11 protein-coding genes, 1 pseudogene and 1 riboswitch are annotated in these 7,069 nt (G+C 39.3%); of the genes and pseudogenes, 7 read left to right on the top strand and 5 right to left on the bottom strand.

What is annotated here, in order from left to right; genetic code table 11:
• The first annotated feature begins 30 nt into the window (after nucleotides 1-30).
• Both queD and queE read left to right on the top strand, forming a co-directional pair.
• On the top strand, nucleotides 31-501 hold the full coding sequence (gene queD / locus ACFVSH_RS21005) for a 6-carboxytetrahydropterin synthase QueD (RefSeq protein WP_192206177.1): 471 nt from the start codon (nucleotides 31-33) through the stop codon (nucleotides 499-501).
• Nucleotides 494-1,222, top strand: coding sequence for a 7-carboxy-7-deazaguanine synthase QueE (gene queE / locus ACFVSH_RS21000; RefSeq protein WP_387600947.1), 729 nt, complete (start codon nucleotides 494-496; stop codon nucleotides 1,220-1,222). Before queD ends, queE begins: the two co-directional genes overlap by 8 nt.
• A 55-nt stretch (nucleotides 1,223-1,277) precedes the next feature.
• Here the strand turns inward: queE and ACFVSH_RS20995 are convergent, their stop codons facing one another.
• Together ACFVSH_RS20995 and ACFVSH_RS20990 are read right to left on the bottom strand one after the other, a co-directional pair.
• Nucleotides 1,278-1,625, bottom strand: a complete 348-nt coding sequence (locus ACFVSH_RS20995) for a DUF4260 domain-containing protein (protein WP_387600950.1) — start codon at nucleotides 1,623-1,625, stop codon at nucleotides 1,278-1,280.
• A 51-nt stretch (nucleotides 1,626-1,676) separates the two neighbouring features.
• Entirely contained in the window at nucleotides 1,677-2,246 is a 570-nt protein-coding gene (locus ACFVSH_RS20990) for a TetR/AcrR family transcriptional regulator (protein WP_387600953.1), read from the bottom strand.
• Nucleotides 2,247-2,547: 301 nt separating this feature from the next.
• Here ACFVSH_RS20990 and ACFVSH_RS20985 point away from each other — a divergent pair, with 301 nt between their 5' ends.
• On the top strand, nucleotides 2,548-2,838 hold the full coding sequence (locus tag ACFVSH_RS20985) for a hypothetical protein (RefSeq protein ID WP_387707642.1): 291 nt from the start codon (nucleotides 2,548-2,550) through the stop codon (nucleotides 2,836-2,838).
• Entirely contained in the window at nucleotides 2,835-3,806 is a 972-nt protein-coding gene (locus ACFVSH_RS20980) for an HD domain-containing protein (protein WP_387600958.1), read from the top strand. Before ACFVSH_RS20985 ends, ACFVSH_RS20980 begins: the two co-directional genes overlap by 4 nt.
• A 220-nt stretch (nucleotides 3,807-4,026) precedes the next feature.
• Here ACFVSH_RS20980 and ACFVSH_RS20975 read toward each other — a convergent pair whose 3' ends face one another.
• Nucleotides 4,027-4,467 (bottom strand): SRPBCC family protein, encoded by a 441-nt coding sequence (locus ACFVSH_RS20975; protein WP_387600961.1) that lies wholly within the window; start codon nucleotides 4,465-4,467, stop codon nucleotides 4,027-4,029.
• A 44-nt stretch (nucleotides 4,468-4,511) separates the two neighbouring features.
• Nucleotides 4,512-4,988 (bottom strand): SRPBCC family protein, encoded by a 477-nt coding sequence (locus ACFVSH_RS20970; protein WP_387707640.1) that lies wholly within the window; start codon nucleotides 4,986-4,988, stop codon nucleotides 4,512-4,514.
• Nucleotides 4,989-5,203: 215 nt separating this feature from the next.
• Nucleotides 5,204-5,246, top strand: a riboswitch (PreQ1 riboswitch).
• 50 nt (nucleotides 5,247-5,296) lie between these two features.
• Between ACFVSH_RS20970 and ACFVSH_RS20965 the strand changes: the two genes are divergently transcribed.
• A complete protein-coding gene (locus ACFVSH_RS20965; protein WP_048687567.1) occupies nucleotides 5,297-5,839 on the top strand; it encodes a VUT family protein in 543 nt (180 codons plus the stop codon).
• Nucleotides 5,840-5,859: 20 nt separating this feature from the next.
• Nucleotides 5,860-6,009: a hypothetical protein gene (locus ACFVSH_RS20960; protein ID WP_387600966.1), complete on the top strand. Its 150-nt coding sequence runs from the start codon at nucleotides 5,860-5,862 to the stop codon at nucleotides 6,007-6,009.
• A 315-nt stretch (nucleotides 6,010-6,324) separates the two neighbouring features.
• Here ACFVSH_RS20960 and ACFVSH_RS20955 read toward each other — a convergent pair whose 3' ends face one another.
• Nucleotides 6,325-6,645 carry a PadR family transcriptional regulator gene (locus ACFVSH_RS20955; RefSeq protein WP_260285526.1) on the bottom strand — a complete coding sequence of 107 codons (321 nt, stop codon included), beginning with the start codon at nucleotides 6,643-6,645 and terminating at the stop codon, nucleotides 6,325-6,327.
• A gap of 308 nt (nucleotides 6,646-6,953) precedes the next feature.
• On the opposite strand from ACFVSH_RS20955, the pseudogene ACFVSH_RS20950 reads away from it, so the two are divergent.
• Nucleotides 6,954-7,049 (top strand): annotated as a pseudogene (locus ACFVSH_RS20950) (carboxylesterase); the annotation flags it as partial.
• Nucleotides 7,050-7,069: the final 20 nt, after the last annotated feature.

The following is a 7,069-nucleotide window of genomic DNA, read 5'->3' as shown; positions in this document are numbered from 1 at the left end:
CTATGTAAGCAGACGGGTGGTGCTTTCATGATGTACGGTTTTACAATAGTGGATAAACTCCAAAAAATAGATGAAGACATTCAGCGCAGCCAATTGAAGTATACAACCAAGAGGGTTCTCGTGAGTAAGGAATTCACCTTTGACGCGGCGCACCATCTGCATGACTATGAAGGAAAATGCAAGAACCTGCATGGCCACACATATAAGGTCATATTCGGATTGAGCGGATATACGGATTCACGCGGTTTGATGATAGATTTCGGGGACATCAAGGATATATGGAAAAATGAAATTGAAATCCACCTGGATCATCGTTATTTGAATGAAACCCTGCCGCTCATGAATACAACAGCTGAAAATATGGTTGTCTGGATTTATGAAAAAATGGCCGAAGCCCTTTCATTAAAAGAATATGAGGGTGCTAGAGTCGAATTTGTTCGACTATACGAAACGCCGACAAGCTATGCCGAAGCCAGACGGGAGTGGATGGAAAGTGAGTAAACTCCCGGTTATGGAAATCTTCGGACCGACCATCCAAGGTGAGGGAATGGTCATTGGTCAAAAAACCATGTTCGTTCGGACGGCCGGCTGCGATTATTCATGTGCCTGGTGTGATTCCGCATTTACTTGGGATGGCACCGGTAAGGAAGATACCGTCCAAATGACTGCTAGAGAAATATGGGATGAGCTGAAGCGAATTGGGGGTTCCGGTTTTTCCTTCGTGACGATATCAGGCGGAAACCCGGCTCTGCTGAAAAACCTAAACGGGTTGATAGCGATCTTGCATGAAAATAAAATGAAGATAGGTGTCGAAACACAAGGGAGCCGATGGCAGGATTGGTTTCTCGATATTGATGAACTGACGATTTCACCTAAGCCGCCGAGCTCTAAAATGAACACGGACTTTACGGTGCTCGATCAAATCCTCTTGAACCTTGCCAATCGAAATCCTGAAAACCATGTCTCATTGAAGATTGTCGTCTTTAATGAGGAAGATTATCAATATGCCAAACATGTACATGGCCGTTACCCGGATATTCCTTTTTATTTGCAGGTCGGCAATGACGATAGCAGGACGGCGGATGATCGTCAATTGATCAGCGGTCTTTTGAAGAAGTACGAAGAGTTAATAGACAAAGTGATAGCAGATGATGAATTGAATGATGTGAAAGTGCTCCCCCAGCTGCATACCTATATATGGGGCAACAAGCGGGGCGTATAAAGAAAAGTGAGCAAAAGGCAGTGTGATGGAGTAATCACACTGCCTTTTAAGCTTTTTACAGCCTTTGAATATGTGTAGCTTTGAAGGAAGTTGTGTATTTGAGGCCATACCCAAATAAGCGATCCATTCCAATATGTGCGGTCCAAATTAAACCAATCATCAACAATGCATCGAACTTTAGAAAAATGGCAAGCAAAATCATGAAGATGGACAGGGTATAAGTGTGAAATAGGTTATAAACCTTTGCTCCAATTCGATCATTGATCAGGTAGGCCAGCATGGAAACATCAGGAGACAAAATCAATAACAGGAATATCCACCAGCTGAATTCATATAACGAATAGATGTAAATCACAGCTAAAAGAACCATGAGTCCTTCAATATGAAGGAATTTCTTTACCATTTTAAAACCCCCAATGTTTATTTGACCGATGGTCAATGATGTTCGGAAAAATTATATGATGTTTCCGATGATATTTTTTACATGAAAATCAGCTAAGCCTTTAACATCTTCATAAGATAGTTCAGAATTAATATAAAAAGTGATGAATCCGTGAAGAGAAAGAAAAATCGACCATATGGATGCAGGATTCAATTTGTTGTCCGTTAGGTCCGTCAGGGACTGGATTAGCTTTTCATATGTTTTATTGGAATCGAATTGAAGTAACTGCTGAATTTCTTTTTCCTTCGATAAAAACATGATGGAATAATGATTCTGTTGGGTTAAACCGAACTCCAAGAAGCACAATAAAATCTTTTCCATTTTTACAGAAGGGTCATTTTCCGACATGATGATATCATCGATTAAAGTATTTAAAACGGAAAAATCCGTTTTCACCAAACTATAAAATATTTCTGCCTTATTTTTAAAATGATAATATATGGCTCCATGGCTGCATTCCAATGATTTAGCCAATTGCCTCATTGAGACATTCGAATACCCTAACGTTGCAAAAAGGTTTCTGGCTTCATTCAAGACCATGTCCCTGGACAGTTCTTTACCTGCCGATTTCCTTGGCGACATCTTGAGACCCCCTTATTTATTGACCACTGGTTAATAAAAAGGATACCTCACTGATTTTTAAATGTCAACTATTGGATCATATTATAAAGTACTGTTTTTTCAGGGGGACTTTACCATTTAGTAAACTGGAATTTCGCCTATGTTGCAAAGGAGAGGATGCAGGACATTGCCTAGGGAATATTACATGTCATGTAACAGAAAAAAGGAACCAACTAAATATGGGCTGTGCTTATTTAAATACCATTAATTACCTTTTGTGGTATTATGGAGGTATTGATAGAGCGTTGGAGGGGATGAATAAATGAAAAAGAAATTCGGTATTTTCGGTTCAATTATCATAGTCTTGACCGGCTATTTTTTATTCACTAAACCGTATAAAGATAAAACGAAACCTGTAGAAGACATTTTTAAAGTGAATCAACCAGATCAGGTAATACTAATAGAAGGAATTGATGAGGTCAATCCAGGGGATATCGATTTGAATGATGAAGAAGAAATAATAAAATTGGCAAAAAGGCAATATGAGCAAAATGAAAAGGGGGAAATAATTTTTACAGAACCACCTACTAATGGGGGAGGCGGCAGTTATTGATAGTTTTGGATAGTATCTATGGGAAACACATTGTAGAGGGAGTTATTGAAGAGCTGATTCTAAGCAAACCCGTCCAAAGATTAAAGGGGATACATCAAGGCGGGGCAAGTTATTTAGTTAATGAGAAGTGGGACGTTACACGATTTGACCATTCACTTGGTGTGATGATTTTAATTAAAGCGCTTGGAGGTTCATTGGAGGAACAAATCGCGGGCTTGCTGCATGACGTATCCCATACTGCATTCTCACATGTTATTGATTTTGTTTTGGATTGTAAGGATGAAGATTATCATGAAAAGATATATGCTCATGTCATTATGGAATCAGAAATCCCATTTATACTGAAGAAGTATGGATTTGATTGTGAAGTCATAGTTCAATCAAAATGGGAATTGCTTGAACAGCCAGCACCTGAGTTATGCGCCGATCGGGTAGATTATACTCTCCGGGATATGTATCAATATGGACATATCACACTGGAATCCGTTCAAGACTTCTTAGACCATGTAATCATAATAAATGGAAGGATGTATCTGGATAATATTGAATCGGCGGAATGGTTTGTGAAAACGTATTACAGTGAAGTTATTGATTTTTTCATGAACCCACTTAATATATATGGCTATGATGTATTGGCAAAGACCTTAAAATTGGCTTTGGCTAAAAATCTGATCAGCCTTGATGACTTACTCGGTACAGATGAAGAAGTTATGTCCTTGTTAAGCTCCACTGAAGACCATGAGGTGAAAAATCTGTTAAAACGGATCCATGGTAACGTAAACGTGATAGAAAATCAATTGGAATACGATTTACATCGGAAAAATAAAGTGCGCCTTATTGATCCTTCCGTTATTGAAGGAACCCAATTATTAAGAGCATCCAGTTTATCAGAAAGAGTCAAGAAAATGGGGATGGAAGCCTATGAAAAAGCTTCGAAGGGCATATATCTAAAAGTGATTTCCGATTGAATGTCATGTCCAACCATACGGAAAGTAAAACTCAAGTGTGATATTCATCCTTGAGTTTTTTCTCCTCCCGTATGCTTTCTTTGACCTTGATTAAGGAAAGAAGGTAAGACTCAATAGGACCCAACATGCTTAAAAAACATAAGTATCATTGTGCCGGGAGTCAGGACGCCCAATTGCATTTTTAGTGATCTATCTAATCTGAACCAGCACCCTTTACGAATTAAAAAATTATGGATGCTCTCAAAGTATTAACCCCATTTTCTAAGTAACCCTTTAAACAAGTTAATGTATAAACCCAACCTTCCTTTTGTCCTATCATTTTATTTATCAATTCGGGATCGTCCTCTTCCAAACCTGATTCGTTCACTTCAATAATTGTACTCATTTTATCCGACTCTTTTAGGGTAATTGTAACAATCGTTTCTTGATCAATTCCTCCCCATGAGAATACGATTTTCCTATTTTCCTCTACTTCCAATACATGAATGGCCACTTCAGCATCGTATTCGTTATATCTCAATGTAAGCGTCCTGCCTTGTTCCCATCTTTCAGAACTCGATGAGAACCAGAAATTCCCGATTCTTTCTGGGTCCACTATGGCTTCAAACACTTCATTGGTTGGTTTGGCTATTTTAAACTTCGTGATTATTTGCGTATCCATCACTATCAACTCTCTTTCAATTTTTTTAAGTTTTCCACTACCACTTAATTATCCCGATCTACTGTTATCGGCGGCAGGGTCCGTCCCGTTTCAAGCAAGCTCTTCAGGTTACTTAGAATTGCTGGCCATCCATTATACAAGCCTTCAAAGGTATGATCATCATATACGAAATCCGTCTCCAGAAGCTCTTCATGCCTAAGCGTTAATTTCAAAGTCGAATCATCCATGGGCTGCAGTATAAAAGTGACCCGAGTAGGCTGCTCGCGAGGTGTTTCGTCTCCTGGCATGTTCCATGTGAACGAGAGCAGGTGCAGCGGCTCACACTTGAGTACTTTACCATGATCAGTAATACGCCCATCTTCCAGCATATATGTAACGCTTGAGCCTTCTTGCCAGTCAGACTGGACTTGGCATCCAAAATGGTACCTCTTCGTGACTTCACCGCTCGTCAGGGCTTCCCAAAGCTTCTCTGGTGTGGTTGCGATATAAATAGCATGAACAAACGATGGTTTTTTTATCATCTTTTTCCTCCTCGCGTTTATACCTCATATCAAGATCGTAACATTATTCTATCAATCATTTTCGGCTTTTCATATACAGCTGGTCTAGCAGTTTTCTGCGACAAAAATCGCCAGAGTCATTGAATTGACCATTGTCCGTGCAAGCCATATGGAAACTTCTTGATTTCCAATCGCTTTCAAGCTACGATAAATAAGGAAAATGATAATCCGCTCGGGCGGAAGAGGTTCTAGCTACCCTCTCAAAAAAACTAAGGGGAACAGTGCTCTTTCTTAGGGTGCTGTTTTTTCTGTATAAGGAGAATTAAGAAATGTTAAGAATTTTATTGTATTTAGTATCCATCATCACGGCGAATGTGGTTACAGCAGCTTTTGCGCCATTGCATTTTGGCATGTTCATCATTCCGATGGGTACATTGCTCATCGGGGGAACCTTCATCTTTCGAGATCTCGTCCAGAATAAATTCGGCCGCGCAAAGACCTATATATGTATCGTCACTGCACTTATTTTATCTGCGTGTGTATCATTTTTATTAGGAGATACGTTATTGATTGTATTTGCTTCCGCATTATCGTTCGTGGTCGCAGAAACAGCGGATACGGAAATATATACCCGTTTAAAACTCCCGATGAGTTGGAGAGTGTTTTACAGCGGAATCGTTGGAGGGTTTTTCGATTCGGTGATATTTGTCGTGATTGGCCTAAGTCCATTAGGTGCCAATATATTGCCATGGGAAGCAGTACCCGCTGCGGTCATCGGCCAAATCATCGTTAAAACGATCATTCAGTCAATTGGTGCCGTACTGTTGGGACGAATTAACGTAGAGCTGGAGAAACGTGTAGTCTCCAGTTAAAGCTAGGAGGGATGCACTCGATGGATGGAACCAAAAAAGAAAAAGATAAATGCTATTGCCTCGAGGCTTTTCGTGAAAAATATGGCCCGCATGTTCAAGGGGATTGTATGAAGCTCTCTTGCGCCAATTATCGCAAGCATAAAGGAATAGACAAAAAAAGACCTAATTAGGTCTTTTTTTTGCGTGAACGGAGTAACTCACGAGTAAACGGTGCGAAATCATGAGTGTAGTATAAATTCACGAGTAAGCGGTGCGAAATCATGAGTGTAGTATAAATTCACGAGTAAAAGTGCAAAATTCACGAGTAAAAGTGCGAAACTCACGAGTAAAAGTGCGAAACTCACGAGTAAAAGTGCGAAACTCACGAGTAAACGGTGTGAAATCATGAGTGCAGTATGGATTCACGAGTAAACAGCCCAAAACTCAGCAAAAAAAAGCTTCCTGCGCCTTTCCAAGTAATGGGTGCAGGGAGCTTTTTATTTTGTTTAGAATTGCTCTGCGCTTTTCCGGACTAATTTTTCCAGGAAGTAAAAGCATTCTCGTTTCCTTTCAAGTTCGGTTTGTCCATTTTCGGTGACGTGATAATATTTCCTGCGGCCTGAATCTGACTCTTTCCAATGGCCTGTTATGAATTCCTTTTTTTCTAATCGTTTAAGGGCGGAGTAGAGGGTGCCTTCACTTATTTGATATTTTCCCATGCTCATTTCCTTCAAGATCTTCGTGATTTCATAGCCGTATAGCCTTTTTTGTGAGAGAAGTGAAAGTAAAAGGAGGTCAATGCTTCCCTTCATTAATTCTTTATCCAAATAAATTCTCCTCCTTTTCATTTTTAGTGTAATATGGTGTACATCGTATCACAAGGTGCATTTTACTTTTCTTAAAAAAAATGGTTAAATGACGATTGCTAAATAATTTTAATCATAGTAAAATGTGCTTCGGAACGGATGAGTTGTTAAGAGTGTGGTAAGGATACAATATACATGATTTAATTGTTTTAATGAAAATTCGGAATAGGATAGAAGAATCACTACTCAAGGGGTATTAATTGATTTTTTTTCGAAAATCATTTAGATTCTATTTATCAACATGAGCAAAGAAAGAAGGTCCTAGATAGATGAAAGTGAAAGCACCTGAGTCATTCACATACAGAGGTGGAAAAAGAGCTGTTCTTTTACTTCACGGGTTTACCGGAAGTACAGGAGATATGAAGAAATAAGGAAAGTACTTGAA

The organism is Peribacillus sp. NPDC058002 (assembly GCF_042886655.1).
Taxonomy (GTDB): Bacteria; Bacillota; Bacilli; order Bacillales; family DSM-1321; genus Peribacillus; species Peribacillus aracenensis.
This window is presented reverse-complemented; position numbering and strand designations above follow the sequence as displayed.